This is a genomic window from Pseudomonas sp. B3(2017), assembly GCF_002113595.1.
In the GTDB taxonomy this organism is placed as follows: Bacteria; Pseudomonadota; Gammaproteobacteria; order Pseudomonadales; family Pseudomonadaceae; genus Aquipseudomonas; species Aquipseudomonas ekonensis.
This window is the reverse complement of the sequence record NZ_NEIU01000007.1, coordinates 61,801-78,341: the sequence shown is the minus strand read 5'-3', so window position 1 is coordinate 78,341 and position 16,541 is coordinate 61,801. Positions and strand designations below refer to the sequence as shown.

Annotated in this window: 17 protein-coding genes; all 17 read left to right on the top strand. The window is 63.1% G+C overall.

The features are described 5' to 3' along the window. Nucleotides 1–692: 692 nt before the first annotated feature. The 17 genes from tssA (at nucleotide 693) to tssJ (ending at nucleotide 16,540) form a co-directional block, all read left to right on the top strand. Entirely contained in the window at nucleotides 693–2,252 is a 1,560-nt protein-coding gene (gene tssA / locus CAG33_RS12380; protein WP_085579060.1) for a type VI secretion system protein TssA, read from the top strand. Between the two features lie 32 nt (nucleotides 2,253–2,284). Further along, nucleotides 2,285–2,788: a type VI secretion system contractile sheath small subunit gene (tssB, locus tag CAG33_RS12375; protein WP_008007671.1), complete on the top strand. Its 504-nt coding sequence runs from the start codon at nucleotides 2,285–2,287 to the stop codon at nucleotides 2,786–2,788. Between the two features lie 28 nt (nucleotides 2,789–2,816). After that, a complete protein-coding gene (gene tssC / locus CAG33_RS12370) occupies nucleotides 2,817–4,292 on the top strand; it encodes a type VI secretion system contractile sheath large subunit (RefSeq protein ID WP_085579058.1) in 1,476 nt (491 codons plus the stop codon). Between the two features lie 9 nt (nucleotides 4,293–4,301). Next, complete coding sequence (gene tssE / locus CAG33_RS12365) at nucleotides 4,302–4,709, top strand: type VI secretion system baseplate subunit TssE (protein ID WP_085579056.1); 408 nt, start codon at nucleotides 4,302–4,304, stop codon at nucleotides 4,707–4,709. A gap of 11 nt (nucleotides 4,710–4,720) precedes the next feature. After that, a complete protein-coding gene (locus CAG33_RS12360; protein ID WP_085579054.1) occupies nucleotides 4,721–5,227 on the top strand; it encodes a PAAR domain-containing protein in 507 nt (168 codons plus the stop codon). A 3-nt stretch (nucleotides 5,228–5,230) separates the two neighbouring features. Beyond that, on the top strand, nucleotides 5,231–6,136 hold the full coding sequence (locus tag CAG33_RS12355) for a hypothetical protein (RefSeq protein ID WP_085579052.1): 906 nt from the start codon (nucleotides 5,231–5,233) through the stop codon (nucleotides 6,134–6,136). Next, entirely contained in the window at nucleotides 6,137–6,430 is a 294-nt protein-coding gene (locus CAG33_RS12350; protein ID WP_085579050.1) for a hypothetical protein, read from the top strand. It abuts the gene before it with no gap. A gap of 37 nt (nucleotides 6,431–6,467) precedes the next feature. Further along, on the top strand, nucleotides 6,468–6,875 hold the full coding sequence (locus CAG33_RS12345) for a hypothetical protein (protein WP_085579047.1): 408 nt from the start codon (nucleotides 6,468–6,470) through the stop codon (nucleotides 6,873–6,875). A 5-nt stretch (nucleotides 6,876–6,880) separates the two neighbouring features. Next, nucleotides 6,881–7,099: a hypothetical protein gene (locus CAG33_RS12340; RefSeq protein WP_085579045.1), complete on the top strand. Its 219-nt coding sequence runs from the start codon at nucleotides 6,881–6,883 to the stop codon at nucleotides 7,097–7,099. Continuing rightward, the gene (locus tag CAG33_RS12335; protein WP_085630246.1) at nucleotides 7,096–7,515 is read left to right on the top strand and encodes a hypothetical protein; all 420 of its coding nucleotides are present in this window, start codon (nucleotides 7,096–7,098) and stop codon (nucleotides 7,513–7,515) included. Before CAG33_RS12340 ends, CAG33_RS12335 begins: the two co-directional genes overlap by 4 nt. A 66-nt stretch (nucleotides 7,516–7,581) precedes the next feature. Further along, nucleotides 7,582–9,369 (top strand): type VI secretion system baseplate subunit TssF, encoded by a 1,788-nt coding sequence (gene tssF / locus CAG33_RS12330; RefSeq protein WP_085579040.1) that lies wholly within the window; start codon nucleotides 7,582–7,584, stop codon nucleotides 9,367–9,369. Continuing rightward, the gene (tssG, locus tag CAG33_RS12325) at nucleotides 9,333–10,340 is read left to right on the top strand and encodes a type VI secretion system baseplate subunit TssG (RefSeq protein ID WP_085579038.1); all 1,008 of its coding nucleotides are present in this window, start codon (nucleotides 9,333–9,335) and stop codon (nucleotides 10,338–10,340) included. The genes tssF and tssG overlap by 37 nt, the downstream gene beginning before the upstream one ends. Nucleotides 10,341–10,351: 11 nt before the next feature. Next, nucleotides 10,352–13,009 carry a type VI secretion system ATPase TssH gene (gene tssH, locus CAG33_RS12320; protein ID WP_085579036.1) on the top strand — a complete coding sequence of 886 codons (2,658 nt, stop codon included), beginning with the start codon at nucleotides 10,352–10,354 and terminating at the stop codon, nucleotides 13,007–13,009. A gap of 10 nt (nucleotides 13,010–13,019) precedes the next feature. Next, on the top strand, nucleotides 13,020–14,540 hold the full coding sequence (locus tag CAG33_RS12315) for a sigma-54-dependent Fis family transcriptional regulator (RefSeq protein WP_085638607.1): 1,521 nt from the start codon (nucleotides 13,020–13,022) through the stop codon (nucleotides 14,538–14,540). Nucleotides 14,541–14,678: 138 nt separating this feature from the next. After that, a complete protein-coding gene (locus CAG33_RS12310; protein ID WP_085579031.1) occupies nucleotides 14,679–14,819 on the top strand; it encodes a type VI secretion protein in 141 nt (46 codons plus the stop codon). 18 nt (nucleotides 14,820–14,837) lie between these two features. Next, nucleotides 14,838–16,034: a type VI secretion system-associated FHA domain protein TagH gene (gene tagH / locus CAG33_RS12305; protein WP_085579029.1), complete on the top strand. Its 1,197-nt coding sequence runs from the start codon at nucleotides 14,838–14,840 to the stop codon at nucleotides 16,032–16,034. A 5-nt stretch (nucleotides 16,035–16,039) separates the two neighbouring features. Then, on the top strand, nucleotides 16,040–16,540 hold the full coding sequence (tssJ, locus tag CAG33_RS12300; protein ID WP_085630241.1) for a type VI secretion system lipoprotein TssJ: 501 nt from the start codon (nucleotides 16,040–16,042) through the stop codon (nucleotides 16,538–16,540). Nucleotide 16,541: the final 1 nt, after the last annotated feature.

Here is a 16,541-nt window from a genome sequence, read left to right as displayed (position 1 = left end):
ACCGGCGTGGTGTCGAAACCGTCCCTGGCCAGCGCACGCCGATGTTTGGCTGCACGCTAACAAGGCGTGAAACATGTTTATGTAAGAAGTGTCCGGCGCTTGAGTCAGACCGATCCGTGTTTCAAAGTGCGGGTTCTGTTTGAGGAAAGGGCTGTAGGAAGAGCGACGGCGGGATATAGCATTCGATGCATGAACCCCCTTTTGCGCAAGGCCTTTGGAACTAGTGGATATATAGGATGCCATCATTGTGATGGCACTTTTATTGTTCCCGATGGTTTTTCACCTTTTGTTCATAGATACCGTCCCATTTTCAGAACCGTCCTACTTCATTTTTTTTCTGGATTTGTCATGCTTTCCGCCCTTACTTGTGGAACGAGCGTGCAGCTGTCCGGTGGCGGTTTCGCGGGCCGCTCTAGGTCGGAGGTTTCGGCCTTGAGGGAGGTAAACGTGGAATATAAACAGGCATCAGGGAAACCCTTGCGGCATATAGGGCAATCTCTTACAGAGCCCAATGAACACTTCGTCTTGTTGTTTAATCGGATGCTTGCTAGTGGCCATCATAGTGATTACGATGCGCGCACTTGAAAGAGCAGAAACTCAATTGGATGAGTCGCTTCACCGCTCTTCGCTACTGTCCCGCGCCGCTGCCATTCCAATGGGCGCACGACCGTAATCCAAACTAAAGGCCATGGATGTCCTACTCGAGCAAACTTTCCGCCCATTACCTCGAACTCGCTAAAGTCTCTGTTTCCAAAGAGAATTTTGCGGGCGAAGACGTTCGCTTCTCGAGCGAATTCGAGGCGCTGGAAAGCGAGCTGGCCAAGGCTTCGTCGATGCACGAAAGCGGCCAGATCGACTGGCTCAAAATCCGCGAAAACAGCGAAACCCTCCTGCGCACGCAGTCCAAGGATCTGCGGGTCGGCGCCTGGTTGACGTGGTCGCTGTACCAGCGCGAATCCTTCCCCGGCCTGCTCGCCGGCCTCGGCCTGCTGCACCATCTGTCGGAAAACAACTGGGCCGACATCCACCCGCTCAAGCCCCGCACCCGGGCCGCCGCCATCGGCTGGCTGGTGCCGCGGCTGGAGCAGGTCATCACCGAAAACGTCGCGATCAAGGAACAGCTGCCGATGTTCCGGCGCCTGTCCGAGCATCTGGACGGCCTCGACGCCGCCTGCAGCCAGCACCTGGGCGACGACGCGCCGCTGCTGCTGCCGGTCAGCCGCCGGCTGAAGACCATGATCCAGCGCGCCGCCGACAACCAGCCGGAGCCCGGCGTGGTCGGCGCGGCGGTGGCCCAGGTCAAGCAGGCCGCCACCCAGCTGTTCACCCCCGGCGCACCGATCGACAACGAGAAAGAGGCCTACAAGGCCCTGCGCGCCCAGCAGGAGAGCGCCCGTCCGCTGTGCGCCTGGTGGCTCAAGCAGAAGGCCACCGACCTGCGCGCCCTGCGCCTGAACCGCACGCTGCTGTGGCTGCCGATCGACGCGGTGCCCGAGCGCAACGCCGAGCAGATCACCGTGCTGCGCAACCTGCCGACGGACAAGCTCAAGGCCTATCAGGATCGTTTCGACCAGGGCAAGTACGCCGACCTGCTGGTGGAGCTGGAGGCGAGCCTGGCGAAGGCGCCGTTCTGGTTCGACGGCCAGCGGATGGTCTGGGAATGCCTGCAGAACCTCAACGCCGAAATGGCCATGCGCGAAGTGGAGATCCACTTCGCGCTTTTGGTTCAGCGCCTGCCCGGCATCGTCGAGCTGCGTTTTCACGACGGCGTGCCGTTCGCCGATCCGGCCACCCGCGCCTGGATCGCCGCCAACGTCATGCCGCACCTGCAGAGCGCCAGCGCGCCGCGCAAGGTCGAGGCCGAGGTCGAGACCCAGCCGGCCTGGGAAAAGGCCCTCGAAGAGGTGATGCCGATCCTGCGCAAGGAAGGCCTGAAGGCCGCCGTGCAGATCCTCAAGCAAGGCCTGCAGGCCGCCCACGGCGGACGGGTGCGCTTCTTCTGGCAGTTCGCCCTGGCGCGCCTGTGCTTCATGGCCAAGAAGTACGAACTGGCCAAGAACCAGCTCGAAACCCTCGATCAGACACTACAGGACTCAGGCCTGCACGCCTGGGAGCCCGATCTTGCGCTGGAAGTGCTGCACCTGCTGCACAGTTGCTGCGAGCTGATGCCGCAGAACCATGCCGTACGTGAACGCAAGGATGAGATTTATCGCAGGCTGTGCCACCTCGACCTCGAAGTGGTACTCGAATAGGCCCCAGGGCCACAACCGCAAGGAGAAAAGCCATGGCCAAAGAAGGCTCGGTAGCCCCCAAGGAACGCATCAACGTCACCTTCAAACCCGCCACCGGCGGTGCTCAGGAAGAGATTGAACTGCCGCTGAAACTGCTGGCGATCGGTGACTACACCCACCGCAAGGACGAGCGCAAGATCGAGGATCGCAAGCCGATCAGCATCGACAAGATGACCTTCGACGAGGTGCTGGCCAAGCAGGAGCTGAGCCTGACCCTGAGCGTGCCGAACCGTCTGCAGGAAGACGGCGAAGCCGACGAGCTGGCCGTGCAGCTGCGCGTCAACTCCATGAAGGACTTCAACCCGGCCAGCCTGGTCGAGCAAGTGCCTGAACTGAAAAAGCTGATGGAACTGCGCGATGCGCTGGTGGCCCTCAAAGGCCCGCTGGGCAACGCCCCTGCGTTCCGTAAAGCCATCGAAGGCGTGCTCGCCGACGACGAATCCCGCGGTCGCGTACTCGGTGAGCTGGGCCTGAACGCCGCAGCCCCGGACGCCTGAGACTCCAGCAGCCAAGGAAGCCAACACAATGAGCACTAGCGCAGCACAACAGAACGCCGCCGAGAACGGCGAATACAGCATCCTCGACAGCATCATCGCCGAGACCCGCCTGACGCCGGACGACGAAGCCTACGACATCGCCAAACGCGGTGTGTCGGCGTTCATCGAAGAGCTGCTCAAGCCGCAGAACAACGGCGAGCCGGTCAAAAAGGCCATGGTCGACCGCATGATCGCCGAGATCGATGCCAAGCTCAGCCGTCAGATGGACGAAATCCTGCACCACCCGGACTTCCAGGCCCTGGAATCGTCGTGGCGCGGCCTGCAGCTGCTGGTGGACCGCACCAACTTCCGCGAAAACATCAAGATCGAAATCCTCAACGTCTCCAAGGACGACCTGCTGGACGACTTCGAAGACTCGCCGGAAGTGATGCAGTCGGGCCTGTACAAGCACATCTACACCGCTGAATACGGCCAGTTCGGTGGACAGCCGGTAGGCGCGATCATCGCCAACTACTACCTGTCCCCAAGCTCGCCGGACGTGAAGCTGATGCAGTACGTGTCCAGCGTCGCCTGCATGTCCCACGCGCCGTTCATCGCCGCCGCCGGCCCGAAATTCTTCGGCCTGGAAAGCTTCACCGGCCTGCCGGACCTGAAGGACCTGAAAGACCACTTCGAAGGCCCGCAATTCACCAAGTGGCAGAGCTTCCGTACCTCCGAAGACGCCCGCTACGTCGGCCTGACCGTGCCGCGTTTCCTGCTGCGCAACCCGTACGACCCGGAAGAGAACCCGGTCAAATCGTTCGTGTACAAGGAAAACGTCGCCAACAGCCACGAACACTACCTGTGGGGCAACACCGCCTACGCGTTCGGCACCAAGCTGACCGACAGCTTCGCCAAGTTCCGCTGGTGCCCGAACATCATCGGCCCGCAGAGCGGCGGCGCCGTTGAAGACCTGCCTCTGCACCACTTCGAGAGCATGGGCGAGATCGAGACCAAGATCCCGACCGAGGTTCTGGTGTCCGACCGCCGCGAGTACGAACTGGCCGAGGAAGGCTTCATCTCCCTGACCATGCGCAAAGGCTCCGACAACGCGGCGTTCTTCTCCGCAAGCTCGGTGCAGAAGCCGAAGTTCTTCGGCATCAGCGCAGAAGGCAAGGCGGCTGAGCTGAACTACAAGCTCGGCACCCAACTGCCGTACATGATGATCGTCAACCGTCTGGCCCACTACCTGAAGGTCCTGCAGCGCGAGCAACTCGGTTCGTGGAAAGAGCGCACCGACCTCGAGCTGGAACTGAACAAGTGGATCCGCCAGTACGTGGCCGACCAGGAAAACCCGAGCGCCGAAGTCCGTGGCCGCCGTCCTCTGCGCGCTGCGCAGGTGATCGTCAGCGACGTCGAAGGCGAGCCGGGCTGGTACCGCGTCAGCCTGAACGTGCGTCCGCACTTCAAGTACATGGGTGCCGATTTCACCCTGTCGCTGGTCGGCAAGCTGGACAAAGAGTAAGAGCGACTCATGGACGGATACGGCAGCCTTTTCGAACGCCTGAACGGCGACGCGGACCTGCGCGCCGGCTGGAGCCGCGAGGCTTCGGCCATGGCGTCGGTGGCTGCCCATCTGGCCAAAATGCTCAGCACCCGGGCGGGCAGCGTGCAGACGCTGTCCGACTACGGGTTGCCCGATCTCAATGACATGCGCCTGAGCCTGCACGACTCCCTGAGCCAGGCCCGCCTGGCCATCGAAAGCTTCATCGAAGCCTACGAGCCGCGCCTGAGCAACGTGCGTGTCATTTCCCTGCCGCGTGACCACGACCAGCTCCGCCTGTCCTTCAGCATCGAAGGCCTGCTGGAGGTGGACGGTTTCAAGCGTCAGGTCAGTTTCTCCGCGCGCCTGGACGGCAGCGGCCAAGTGAAGGTCAACTAAGGAAATCCCCGATGTCCGGCAAACCCGCAGCCCGCGTCTCCGACCCCACCGCTTGCCCGCTCCCAGGCCACGGCACCAACCCGATCGCCGCCGGTTCCGGCGACGTCTTCTTCGACGGCCTCCCGGCCGCCCGCCAGGGCGATGCCTCGGCCTGCGGCGGCGCCTTGGTCGGCGACCTCGCCACCACGGTGCTGATCAACGGCAAACCGGCTGCGACCGTGGGTTCGGTCGGGGCTCATGGCAACAAGGTCACGGCGGGTTCCGGGACGGTGATCATCGGCAATTCGCATTCGCCGGCGCCGTTTGTGCCGCCGTTGCCGCTCATTCTTCCTGGGTTTGATGAGCAGTTTGCGCTCACCGATGTGTCCGGTGCGCCGATGGCAGACCGGCGATACCTGATTGTTCGCCAGGATGGCTCGCACGAGGAAGGAGTGACCAACGCAAAAGGCTTCACTCATCGGCTTGCTCGCCACGACAGTGCGGAGAAGATCGAAATCTACGTTGCACAGGAGGACTGATAAGTGGGCGCCGACACTATCAAAACTTCGAGTGGTGCCTTTGCAAAAGTCGCGACCATGCAAAGCACGCCGACTAAAGATCTCACTCCCAAGCCAATTGCTGTCGAACATGGCCTGACGGTCTTCCTTGGGGGAGCAGGGATGATTGGAGCCTATAACGCGGACATGGTAGCGGCTCTCAAGGAAGCCGGTATCCCTAACGCGGTATATGGGAACTACTCATCATTGACGGCTGGATTGGATAAGCATGTCCCGGATATGGTCGACATGCTTAGCGATGCCGCCTCTGTGGTTTTATATAATCAGGATGAAAGTGATCCTGTTATTTTCGAATATGGCGAACTTCAGAAGTGTACTTATGGTGGAGAATACATAGAGAAAAAGTATCTCTATGGATTGATCACTATCAAGAGTAACAGTGTAGTGGAGTGCACGCCAACCAGCGACATCCTAGCGATCAAAATCGGTCGAGACGTTTCCAAAATCAAAGCGACGGAGTTTCCTCTTAGCTCGATGGAAATCACCAAGCCGCTGCCGAAGGTCGGGCAGTTTAATATTGTTGGGTACTCCTGGGGATCTGTCATCGCGGCTCGTACGGCCATGTACTATGCGCGTTCCGGGGTCAAGGTCAGCAATGTTGTGCTCATCGGATCTCCGATAAATAAAAGCCTGAAAGATGCTGTTAGTAATCATCCCAATATTGGTAAAGCAATAGTCATCAATTTGCAGGATAAGGGCGACCCCATCTACGCAGGCATGACCGACAAGGAGTTGGTGGACTCTGCGCTCAAGCTAGGAAAGCAGATGCCGACCGCAGAGGGGCACTTCTACTATTCCGGTGATACGCCTGAAGGCAGGGTCAGACGTCGTGAGCTTGCAAAGCTGCTTTTCTCCAAGGGGCTTCGTTAAATGTTCCGTCTGCTCTATCTGTTGATATCAACGGTGATGCTGTTGATGCCGTTCACCGACCCAAAGAGCAAATGGCTAGTGGGCGGAGTGGAACTGTATGGTTACTTCTTTATTTTTTGCATCATTGTTTACATTCCTTTGATGGTTGCTGCTTTTGTTTTTTTTGTGAAGTCGTTGCTGATGTTTGTGCGGAAAAAAGAACTTCGAAAGGGTTCTTTGTCGTTGGCGGCGGCCGTCATTGGCGCTGTCGCTCTGTATGGCTTTAATTATTGGGTGTTCAATGACATTTACTAATGCTGGAAAAGTTGGGGTCTCCCAGTATTTTCAATTTATGAAGAGTAAATATCTTTTGCTTGCTGGCGCAGTCCTGGTGGTTTTGTCCTTCTGGACCTGGTATTGCGTCAATGCAATGATCGGCTTTCCCGCAGGCATTACCCAGATCAGTCCCTCCGGTCGATACATTCTGGAAAACGTACGAGTGGGAAAAATTTTTCCATTCGGCGGCATGGCTTACCTCAGGGTCATCGACAGAGAAAACCCTCAAGTCGTCTATCGCACGCCCTTGTATGACACTCAGTCCCTGGACATGAACACAAACGAGACCGAATCCACTGTCGGGATCGTCTGGATATATTTTGATCGCAACAAGAAGTCCTTTGAAATTGCCATGCCGGAATGGGAAGAAAGTTGGATGAACATGTTCATCAGCAATACCCCATACACGCATCTGGAAAATTGAACGATATGGATCGGACGAACGAATTTCAGGGTTACCTGGCCGGTGTCGCCGACAGCGATCTGTTCGGCTGTCTGGCCTTGCTGAGCTTTGTCCTGCTGGTGACTGCCTTGCATCGTGCTGCCCGAGCTTCGCGTGTGCATCGGGTTCTGACGCTGTTCGTCCTGATGATGGTCGTCGCGATCCATGGCACCGGTACTTGGTACCTGAACCTGAGGCCAGCATGAGCCATTCCAGTCGACTTGCCATGTGCCTGTTTGTCCATGCCCTCGGATGCGTGGCCTATGCATTTCTGAATGATGCCGTTGCGCTTGCCTACAAAGGGTTGAACGGTGGCTTCACCTCCAGGGGCGTTGCCGTCGGCATGGCTAGCTACGCGCTTTTCTACATCTTTTTGGCCATCAATCTGATTGTCGCGTTGGTGCCGAACCTGTTCGCCAAGCTACTGCTGCTGTGTCTGATGGTGGGTTTCATCTTGCTTTGGATGCTGCCGGATCAGCCCTTGAGGGCGTTGTTTTATGGCGTGGCTCAGGGCTGCGCCACGTTGCTGTCAATTCTCGCTACTCAGGTCATCGAGTTGCGTTGGGCGGCCCGAAGCATTGCCGGTCGTGTGCAGAACCGGCCAGAAGGCGGTCTCGCATGAACAGTGCAGTACGCAAAACACAGGACACCACTTACGTGAGCTCCATTACCAGGCAGGTACTTTCCCGTGTCCTTTAACCACTACTACCAAAGCGAACTCACCGCACTGCGCCAACTGGGCCGTCGTTTCGCCGAGCGTAGTCCGGCGCTTGCGCCATTTTTGGGGCAGGCCGGGCGGGATCCGGATGTGGAGCGGTTGCTGGAAGGGTTCGCGTTCCTGACCGGGCGCCTGCGCCAGAAGCTCGACGACGAGTTGCCGGAGCTCAGCCACTCGCTGATGCAACTGCTGTGGCCGAACTACATGCGGCCGCTGCCGGCGTTCAGCATTCTGCAATTCGACCCGCTCAAGCGTTCGGGGCCGGCGCTGAAGGTCGAGCGGGACACGCCGATCGAGAGCGTGCCGATCGAAGACGTGCGCTGCCGCTTCCGCACCTGCTACCCGACCGAAGTGCTGCCGCTGGACCTGGCCGCGCTGAACTACTCGGTGAAGGGCGACGGCTCGCTGCTCAGCCTGCGCCTGGAGATGAGCGCCGACGGCCACCTCGGCGAACTGGAGCTGAGCAAGCTGCGCCTGCACTTCGCCGGCGAGCGCTACATCAGCCAGATGCTTTACCTGAGCCTTTTGCGCAACCTCGAAGGCATCGAGCTGATCCCGCTGGACGGCGCCGGCAAGCCCATCGACGGCGTCAGCGGCAAGCCGATGGCGTTCAAGATCCCGGGCGACCGCGTCAAGCCGGTGGGCTTCGCCGAAGAAGAGGCGCTGATCCCGTACCCGCTCAACACCTTCCGCGGCTACCGCTACCTGCAGGAATACTTCGCCTTCCAGGACAAGTTCCTGTTCGTCGACGTCAACGGCCTCGACATCCTCAAGGCGCTGCCGGAAGACACGCTCAAGCAGATGCGCGGCCTGGAGCTGCGCTTCGACATCCGCAAGAGCGGGATCATGCGCATGCGCCCGACCCTGGACAACGTGAAGCTGTTCTGCACGCCGATCGTCAACCTGTTCAAGCACGACGCGCTGCCGATCCGCCTCGACGGCAAGCAGGACGAATACCTGCTGCTGCCGGCGGAGTTCGACCTGGAGAACTGCGGCGTGTTCTCGGTGGAGACCGTCACCGGCTGGAAGCCCGGCGGCCTCGGCTACCAGGAGTACGTGCCGTTCGAGTCGTTCGAGCACGACCCCAGCTTCGACGTGCCCAACAGCCGTCCGCACTACAGCATCCGCCAGCGTTCATCCTTGCTGCACGACGGCCTCGACACCTACTTGAGCTTCGGCATCCGCCACACCGAGGCCCACGAGACCCTGTCGATCGAGCTGACGTGCACCAACCAGAACCTGCCGCGCAAACTCAAGCTCGGCGACATCTGCATGGCCTGCGAAGAGACGCCGGAGTTCCTGAGTTTCCGCAACATCACCCCGGCCACGTCGAGCTTCGCACCGCCGCTGAACCGTGACTTCCTGTGGAAGCTGATCAGCAACATGTCGCTCAACTACCTGTCGCTGGCCGACGTCAACGCGCTGAAGGTGATCCTGGAGACCTACGACCTGCCGCGCTACTACGACCAGCACGCGGAGAAGGTCAGCAAGCGCCTGCTCGGCGGCCTCAAGCACATCAAGCACCATCACGTGGATCGCCTGCACCGTGGGCTGCCGGTGCGCGGCCTGCGCACCGAACTGACCATCGATCCGGAAGGCTACATCGGCGAAGGCGACCTGTTCGTCTTCGCCTCGGTCCTCAACGAGTTTTTCGCGCTCTACGCCAGTCTCAATTCGTTCCACGAACTGCGGGTCAAGAGCACACAGGGAGAGGTGTACCAATGGACACCACGTATGGGTCTGCAGCCCCTGCTCTAAGCGGGCTGACCCGGGCAATACGCGAGTACTCGCTGTTTCAGGCCGTGCTGCTGGTGATCGACCGGCTGCGCGATGCGCACCCGTACCTGAGCGAGGACGACCTGTACGACCAGCTGGAATTCCAGGCCAACCCGAGCCTCGGGTTCCCCGGCTGCGACGTCGACCGCGTGGAGTTCTTCGAAGAGCACGGGCAGATGCGCGCGCGCATGCGCTTCAACCTGATCGGCCTGGTCGGTTCCGGTTCGCCGCTGCCGGCGTTCTACGGCGAACAGGCCCTGGGCGACAGCGAAGAAGGCAACCCGACGCGCAACTTCCTCGACCTGTTCCACCATCGCCTGCAGCGGCTGCTGCTGCCGATCTGGCGCAAGTACCGCTACCGCGCCAGTTTCCAGAGCGGCGCCATCGACCCGTTCTCGTCGCAGCTGTTCGCCCTGATCGGCCTGGGCGGCGACGAGATCCGCAAAGCCAAGGAACTGAACTGGAAGCGCCTGCTGCCGTACCTCGGCCTCTTGAGTCTGCGGGCCCACTCGGCGGCCCTGATCGAGGCGGTGCTGCGGTACTACTTCAAGCACGAGGACCTGGTCATTGAGCAGTGCCTGGAGCGCCGGGTGGAGATCCTCGAAGAGCAGCGCAACCGTCTCGGCTTCGCCAACAGCGTGCTGGGCGAAGACCTGGTGCTGGGCGAGCACGTGCGCGACCGCAGCGGCAAGTTCCGCATCCACATCACCGAACTCGACTGGGAGCGGTTCCACGAATTCCTGCCCATCGGCTTCGGTTACCAGCCGCTGTGCGCGCTGGTGCGGTTCACCCTGCGTGACCCGCTCGATTACGACATCCGCCTGGTGCTGCGTCCGGAAGAGATCCGCGAACTGCGCATCGGCGAGAAGAACGACTGTCGCCTGGGTTGGACCAGTTGGCTGGGCTGCGAAAAAGCGGACGGTGTGGTGACCCTGGGCAGCAAAATTCATTAAGGACGTGAGCCATGATCAACGTAGACCTGCAACAACTCATCCAGGCGCTGGACGCCGAAACCCGCCGTGACCTGGAGCGTTCGGCTGAGCGTTGCGTCGCCCGCGGCGGCAGCAAGATCCTGGTCGAAGACCTGCTGCTGGGCCTGCTGGAGCGCCCGAACGGCCTGCTCGGCCGCGCCCTGCAAGACGCCGACGTGGACGCCGGCGAGCTGAGTGCCGCCTTGCAGACCCGTGTCGAGCACAGCGCCTCGCGCAACCCGGTGTTCGCCCCGGAGCTGGTGCAGTGGCTGCAGGACGCGTTGCTGGTGGCCAACCTTGAGCTGGGCCAGACCCAGGTCGAGCAGGCCGCGCTGATCCTCGCGCTGCTGCGCAACCCGATGCGCTACGCCGGCAGCCGCTACCAGCCGCTGCTCGCCAAGCTCAACATCGACCGCCTGAAGGAATTCGCCCTGTCGCAGCAGGAGCAACCGGCGGCCGGCGGCAAACCCGCCGTCCAGGGCGAATCGTTGCTGCAGCGCTTCACCCACAACCTGACCCAGCAGGCCCGCGACGGCAAGCTCGACCCGGTGCTGTGCCGCGACGGCGCGATTCGCCAGATGGTCGACATCCTCGCCCGGCGCCGCAAGAACAACCCGATCGTGGTGGGCGAGGCCGGCGTCGGCAAGACCGCCATCGTCGAAGGCCTGGCCTCGCGCATCGCCGCCGGCGAAGTGCCGCAGGTGCTCAAGGGCGTCGAGCTGCTGGCCCTGGACATGGGCCTGCTGCAGGCCGGCGCCAGCGTGAAGGGTGAGTTCGAGCGCCGCCTCAAGGGCGTGATCGACGAGGTCAAAGCCTCGCCGAAGCCGATCATCCTGTTCATCGACGAAGCCCACACCCTGATCGGCGCCGGCGGCAATGCCGGCGGTTCCGACGCGGCCAACCTGCTCAAACCGGCGCTGGCCCGCGGCGAACTGCGCACCATCGCCGCCACCACTTGGGCCGAGTACAAGAAATACTTCGAGAAGGATCCGGCGCTGGCCCGCCGCTTCCAGCCGGTCCAGCTGCACGAGCCGACCGTCAACGAAGCCGTGACCATCCTGCGTGGCCTGGCCCAGGTCTACGAGAAGAGCCACGGCATCTACCTGCGCGATGACGCCGTGGTGTCGGCGGCGGAACTGTCCGCCCGTTACCTGGCCGGCCGCCAACTGCCGGACAAGGCCGTCGATGTGCTCGACACCGCCTGCGCCCGCGTGCGCATCAGCCTGGCCGCCGCCCCGGAAAGCCTGGAGCGCCTGCGCGGCGAGCTGGCCGAGGGTGGCCGTCAGCGCCAGGCCCTGCGCCGCGACGCCGAGGCCGGCCTGCCGGTCGACCACGAAGCGCTGGAGGCGCTGGAAGCGCGTCTGGACGAGGCCGAAGACGAAATGGCCGCGCTGGAAACCCTGTGGACCGAACAGAAGCAACTGGCCGAGCGCCTGCTGGATCTGCGCCAGCAACTGGCCAAGGCCCGCGAAGCGGCGGCGGTCGAGCCGGTGGTGAGCATCGAGGAAGACGCCGAAGGCACCGTGATCGAGACCCTCGTGGCCGAGAGCGATGAGGCCCAAAGCGTCGAGGCGCTGGAGGCCGAGCTGCATGAGACCCACAGCGCCCTGACCGCCGCCCAGGCCAAGGAGCGTCTGGTCAGCTTCGAAGTCTGCCCGCGCCTGGTGGCCGAGGTGATCAGCGCCTGGACCGGCGTGCCGCTGGCGCAGTTGGCCCGCGAACACAACGCCAAGGTCGCGAGCTTCGCCACCGACCTGCGCACCCGCATCCGCGGCCAGGAACAAGCCGTGCACGCCCTCGACCGTTCGATGCGCGCCACCGCCGCCGGCCTGAACAAGCCGGACGCACCGGTGGGCGTGTTCCTGCTGGTGGGCCCGAGCGGCGTCGGCAAGACCGAAACCGCGCTGGCGCTGGCCGACCTGCTGTACGGCGGCGACCGTTTCATCACCACCATCAACATGTCCGAGTTCCAGGAGAAGCACACCGTTTCCCGCCTGATCGGCGCGCCGCCGGGCTACGTCGGCTACGGCGAGGGCGGCATGCTCACCGAAGCCGTGCGCCAGAAGCCGTACTCGGTGGTGCTGCTCGACGAAGTCGAGAAGGCGGATCCGGACGTGCTCAACCTGTTCTACCAGATCTTCGACAAGGGCGTGGCCAACGACGGCGAAGGGCGTGAGATCGATTTCCGCAACACGCTGATCCTGATGACCTCGAACCTGGGCAGCGACCGCATCAGCGACCTGTGCGAGAACGGCCAGCGGCCGACCGCCGAAGTGCTGGAAGAGACCATCCGCCCGGTGCTGAGCAAGCACTTCAAGCCGGCGCTGCTGGCGCGCATGAAAGTGGTGCCGTACTACCCGGTGGGCGGCCCGGTGCTGCGCGAGCTGATCGAGATCAAGCTGGGCCGTCTGGGCGAGCGCCTGAACCGCCGTCAGCTGGACTTCACCTGGTGCCAGAACCTCGTCGATCACCTGTCCGAGCGCTGCACCCAGAGCGAAAGCGGTGCGCGCCTGATCGATCATCTGCTCGACCAGCACGTGCTGCCGCTGGTGGCCGACCGCTTGCTCGACGCCATGGCCACCGGCGAAAGCCTGCAGCGGGTGCACGCCACCCTCGACGGCGATGCCGGCGTGACCTGCGAGTTCGCCTGAGGTGGGTGTGATGTTCACTCAAGTGCCGCAGCCGCTGGCCTATGCCGAAGCCTTGCTGGCGCAGTTCGCCAGCCTGTCGCGGGCGGCGGACGGCGCTGCGCTGCTGGGTGACTTCGTGCGCGGCCTGGCGGAACTGAGCGGTTGCGAGCTGACGCAGCTGTACCTGCTCGACGCCACGCACACGTCCCTTGGGATGAACGCCGAATGCCTCGACGGCGTGCTGCAGCCGCGCGAGGCGGCGAGCCTTCCGGCGGACTACAACGGCGAACAGCTGCTGCAGTTCGCCCTGTGCCAGAACCGCGTGGTGTGCCTGAGCGAACTGAGCGGCAGCCTGCACGAAACCAGCTTCCTGCCGGCGACCTCCGCGCCGTGGCAGTCGCTGCTGTGCGTGCCGCTGGTCAACCCGCAGAAGGCGGTCGAAGGGCTGCTGCTGTGCGCCAGCCGCCGCCATGCCGACCTGCAAGGCTTCGCCGACTCCCTGGGCCAGCTCGGCTCGTTCGTGCTCGGCCAACTGCATCTGCTGCAACGCCTGCGGCAACCGGCGTGCGCCGCCGAACCGGCCCTGCGCAGTGTGCCGAGCATCAGCGGCTACGGCCTGATCGGCAAGAGCCCGGCGATGCGCCAGACCTACTCGCTGATCGGCAAGGTGCTGCACAGCCCCTACACCGTGCTGCTGCGCGGCGAGACCGGCACCGGCAAGGAAGTGGTGGCGCGGGCGATCCACGACTGCGGCCCGCGCCGCTCCCAGGCGTTCATCGTGCAGAACTGCGCGGCGTTCCCGGAAAACCTGCTGGAAAGCGAGCTGTTCGGCTACCGCAAGGGCGCCTTCACCGGCGCCGACCGCGACCGCGCCGGGCTGTTCGACGCGGCCAACGGCGGCACCCTGCTGCTGGACGAGATCGGCGACATGCCGCTGTCGCTGCAGGCCAAGCTGCTGCGCGTGTTGCAGGAAAGCGAGATCCGGCCGCTGGGCTCCAACGACACCCACAAGATCGACGTGCGCATCATCGCTGCGACCCACCGCGACCTGTCGGTGCTGGTCAGCGAAGGCAAGTTCCGCGAAGACCTGTACTACCGCCTCGCGCAGTTCCCGATCGAACTGCCGGCCCTGCGTCACCGCGAAGGCGACATCCTCGACCTGGCCCGGCACTTCGCCGACAAGGCCTGCGCGTTCCTGCAGCGCGACCCGGTGCGCTGGTCCGAGGCGGCGCTGGAGCACCTGTGCGGCTACAGCTTCCCCGGCAACGTGCGCGAGCTCAAAGGGCTGGTCGAGCGGGCGGTGCTGCTGTGCGAAGGCGGCGAGCTGTTGGCCGAGCATTTTTCCCTGCGCCTGGAACCGCCGCCGGAAGACAACAGCGGCCTGAACCTGCGCGAACGACTGGAGCGGGTCGAGCGCACGCTGCTGCTCGACTGCCTGCGCAAGAACGACGGCAACCAGACCCTGGCCGCCCGCGAACTGGGCCTGCCCCGGCGCACGCTGCTGTACCGGCTCGGCCGCCTGAACATCAATCTGGGGGACTTCGATGGCTGACCTGCAATGGCTTGCATCCTCACCGAGGATGGCGCGAAGGCCCCGATGCAGAGCCTTCGCCAACACCCCGAACACCTCTTTCAGCGCCGCCCGCAAGGGTCGGCGCTTTGTGCTTTGTCTACACCTGGAGACCCTCTGATGCCTGTACGTCACTGGCAAGCCGTCCTGCTGACCCTCGTCGTTCTATGCGGCCTCGGCGGCTGCAGCGGCAACTACAAATACAACGACAAGGACTATCGCCCGTTGGGTGATCCGCAGGCGGCCAATCGCGGCAAGTGACCGCAAGGAGCATCAAACATGGAACTGGTTTTCGAAATGCTGAACACCAAGCAGTTCGTGCCCACCGAACTGTGCCAGAAGACCTTCAAGCAGGCCGGCGGCGTGATCGGACGGGGCGAGGACTGCGACTGGATCATCCCGGACCGCAAGCGGCACCTGTCCAACCACCACGCGATCGTCAGCTACCGCGAGGGCACGTTTTTCCTCACCGACACCAGCAGCAACGGCGTGCAGGACGGTGAGAGCGGCGCCCGCCTGCACAAGGGCGAGCCGGTGCGCATCGAACACGGCAGCACCTACGTGCTGGGCGATTTCGAGATCCGCGCGCGCCTGGTGCGCGACCCGGCGACCTTCGACGGCGAAGCCGGGCGCCCCCGTGCCGCCGGCAGCATCATCCCGGACGACGCCTTCCTCGACCTCGACCCGCTCAACGCGCTGGAGCAGCAGGAGCGCGTGTACTCGGAGATCGAAGAGCTGCTGGCGCCCAACACCAAGCCTGAGGACTCCCGTCAGCGCGCCGACTACGCCCGCATCGACATGGAAAGCCTGATGGTGCCGGAGCTGATCAGCGAGCCGGCCAAGCCTGAGCCGGCCCCGGCGCCGAAAGCCGTCGAGCGCCAGAGCGAAGGGTTCTGGGAACACTTCGGCACGGCGCTGGGCGTGGACCTCAAAGGCCTGAGCCACGACGAGCGCGAAGAATTGGCGCTGAACGCGGCGCGCCTGCTCAAGCAGAGCATCGGCGGCCTGCAGCAGAGCCTGCGCACCCGTTCGGAGCTCAAGAACGAACTGCGCCTGGCCCAGACCACCGCCCAGGGCACCAACAAGAACCCGCTGAAGTTCGCGGTGGATGCCGGCGAAGCGCTGGGCATGCTGCTGCAGCCGCACAAGCCGGGGCACCTGCCGGCGGCGCAGGCGGTGTCCCGTGCGTTCCGCGACTTGCAGGCGCATCAGGTGGCCCTGCTGACCGCCAGCCGTGCGGCGGTGCGCGGCACCCTGGAGCACTTCTCGCCGGAGCAGCTGACCCTGCGTTTCGAGCGCGACAACAAGCCGCTGATCGCCACCTCCGGCGGCCGCTGGAGAGCCTTCGGCCGCTACCACCAGGCGCTGCGCCAGGACGACGACTGGAGCGAGCGCCTGCTGGCCCGCGACTTCGCCCAGGCCTACGAAGAACAGATCCGCCTGATCTCCACCCTACACACCGATCTTCAAGGATGATGCGCATGCCTCGCCGCTCGACCGCTTTTCTCAAGACGCTGACAGCCTTCGCCGCGCTGGTGCTGCTGGCCGGCTGCTCGTCGCTGACGCCGTATTCGACGATGACCAAGGTCAACCTGAAGCTGACCGGCAGCGACCAGCTGAACCTGGACCTCAACGGCCGGCCTTCGCCGATCGTGGTGCGCCTGTTCGAGCTCAAGCATCCGGTGACCTTCGAGAACGCCGACTTCTTCAGCCTCTACGAACGCGCCAAGGAATCCCTCAACCCGGACCTGGTGGCCAGCGAAGAACTGGAGCTGCGCCCGGGCGAAACCGTCGAGCTCAAGCTCAGCGTGGAGGAGGGCAGCCGCTACGTCGGCATCCTCGCCGCCTACCGCGACCTGTCGGACGCCCAATGGCGCCACACGGTGCAGATCACCCCGGTGGAAATCAACGACGTCGATCTGACCCTCGATCAGGCCGGCATCCGCAATACCCATGCCGTGCTGGCCAAGGCGGGTGACTGAC

Coding starts and splice junctions, on each gene's coding strand:
- tssB (WP_008007671.1), top strand. CDS start 2,285: ATGGCCAAAGAAGGCTCGGTAGCCCCCAAGGAACGCATCAACGTCACC.
- CAG33_RS12345 (WP_085579047.1), top strand. CDS start 6,468: ATGAAGAGTAAATATCTTTTGCTTGCTGGCGCAGTCCTGGTGGTTTTG.
- tssH (WP_085579036.1), top strand. CDS start 10,352: ATGATCAACGTAGACCTGCAACAACTCATCCAGGCGCTGGACGCCGAA.
- CAG33_RS12310 (WP_085579031.1), top strand. CDS start 14,679: ATGCCTGTACGTCACTGGCAAGCCGTCCTGCTGACCCTCGTCGTTCTA.
- CAG33_RS12350 (WP_085579050.1), top strand. CDS start 6,137: ATGTTCCGTCTGCTCTATCTGTTGATATCAACGGTGATGCTGTTGATG.
- tagH (WP_085579029.1), top strand. CDS start 14,838: ATGGAACTGGTTTTCGAAATGCTGAACACCAAGCAGTTCGTGCCCACC.
- CAG33_RS12315 (WP_085638607.1), top strand. CDS start 13,020: ATGTTCACTCAAGTGCCGCAGCCGCTGGCCTATGCCGAAGCCTTGCTG.
- CAG33_RS12360 (WP_085579054.1), top strand. CDS start 4,721: ATGTCCGGCAAACCCGCAGCCCGCGTCTCCGACCCCACCGCTTGCCCG.
- CAG33_RS12335 (WP_085630246.1), top strand. CDS start 7,096: ATGAGCCATTCCAGTCGACTTGCCATGTGCCTGTTTGTCCATGCCCTC.
- CAG33_RS12340 (WP_085579045.1), top strand. CDS start 6,881: ATGGATCGGACGAACGAATTTCAGGGTTACCTGGCCGGTGTCGCCGAC.
- tssC (WP_085579058.1), top strand. CDS start 2,817: ATGAGCACTAGCGCAGCACAACAGAACGCCGCCGAGAACGGCGAATAC.
- tssG (WP_085579038.1), top strand. CDS start 9,333: ATGGACACCACGTATGGGTCTGCAGCCCCTGCTCTAAGCGGGCTGACC.
- tssJ (WP_085630241.1), top strand. CDS start 16,040: ATGCCTCGCCGCTCGACCGCTTTTCTCAAGACGCTGACAGCCTTCGCC.
- tssA (WP_085579060.1), top strand. CDS start 693: ATGTCCTACTCGAGCAAACTTTCCGCCCATTACCTCGAACTCGCTAAA.
- tssE (WP_085579056.1), top strand. CDS start 4,302: ATGGACGGATACGGCAGCCTTTTCGAACGCCTGAACGGCGACGCGGAC.